This is a genomic window from Oleiphilus sp. HI0132 (assembly GCF_001635845.1).
Map to the genome: position 1 here is coordinate 1 of NZ_LWGJ01001335.1, position 1,099 is coordinate 1,099.

The 1,099-nt window shown below is 41.7% G+C and carries 3 protein-coding genes; all 3 read left to right on the forward strand.

All coding sequences use genetic code 11. The features are described 5' to 3' along the window. Positions 1 to 328 (forward strand): toxin (locus A3766_RS20365; protein WP_369808645.1); only part of this gene is annotated, 328 nt, incomplete at its 5' end. Between the two features lie 5 nt (positions 329 to 333). Continuing rightward, on the forward strand, positions 334 to 624 hold the full coding sequence (locus tag A3766_RS20370) for a DNA-binding transcriptional regulator (protein ID WP_068508141.1): 291 nt from the start codon (positions 334 to 336) through the stop codon (positions 622 to 624). Positions 625 to 841: 217 nt separating this feature from the next. Then, the gene (locus A3766_RS20375; RefSeq protein ID WP_068508138.1) at positions 842 to 1,096 is read left to right on the forward strand and encodes a hypothetical protein; all 255 of its coding nucleotides are present in this window, start codon (positions 842 to 844) and stop codon (positions 1,094 to 1,096) included. The last annotated feature ends 3 nt before the right edge of the window (positions 1,097 to 1,099 follow it).

Below are 1,099 nucleotides of genomic sequence, written 5' to 3' on the forward strand. Positions count from 1 at the left end.
GCGTATAGTTGTGTTTATGGTTATTATTGAAACAAGCGTATTTACCAAACTCATTAAGCAATTGATGCCTGATGAACAATATCGAGAGCTACAAGAAACGCTGGTTAATCGGCCTGACCTTGGTGACCTGATTAGAGGTTCTGGAGGTTTGCGTAAGATCCGTTGGAAGCTTAAGTCTGCAGGTAAAAGTGGTGGTGTGCGAGTTATTTACTATTGGGTGGTAAGCGATGAACAAATTCGTATGCTGTATGTTTATCCAAAGGGTAAACAAGAAAGCTTAACTTCAGATCAATTGGCGATATTAAAAACCATTGTAGAGAGGTGGTAAATGATATGAAAGATAATGACTTTAGTGAACTGCTGGCGAGCGTTCAGGAAATGGATGATATAGTTGAAGGTAAAGCGGGCACATCGCGTAACTTTAAATTTGAAGAGCCTGAAGTTAAGGCGATTCGTGAAAAAATTGGCTTATCTCAAACCCGTTTCGCAGGACTCATTGGTGTCAGTAAGCGTACATTAGAAAATTGGGAGCAGGGGCGGCGTTATCCAACAGGTCCCGCGAGAGCTTTGCTTCGTTTGCTAGACAAAGACCCAGAATATGCTCTGCGCACTTTGAATGGGTAATTTTGAGAATTACTTAATAGGTTTGTTTATCTCTTTGTTGACCTGCATCTGCTATAACTAATTTCCCATAATGGTTGTACCTACAACTCCAGCTCGCAAGTAACTTTTTTATTCTATCGATCCTTTGAAGAAAAAGGTGTCACATTTAATTTTTAAATACAGAAAATAGATGTGAAGTCTTTTGATTCAGTCTGTATAGCAAACAAGGAGGTGAGCTATGCCGAGAGGAAAGCGCCTGATAGTGTCAAGCTGCCCTCATCATATTGTCCAGCGAGGACATGATAAGACGGCAGCGTTTTTGTGTGATGAAGATGACCAGCACTATTTGGAGGTCTTGATTGAAGCAAAGAATGATTTAGGAGTCGCAGTGGAGCGGTGTCAACTAACAGGCACAGGAAAGTTTGTAGATGAGATTGAAAGGCGTATGGGTCGAAGAGTCGAGAATAGAGGATCGGGTAGGCCTGGGAAGTAGGTC

What these genes read in the sequence shown, in the direction of transcription:
- A3766_RS20375 (WP_068508138.1), top strand. Translation starts at nt 842, where the DNA reads ATGCCGAGAGGAAAGCGCCTGATAGTGTCAAGCTGCCCTCATCATATT.
- A3766_RS20370 (WP_068508141.1), top strand. Translation starts at nt 334, where the DNA reads ATGAAAGATAATGACTTTAGTGAACTGCTGGCGAGCGTTCAGGAAATG.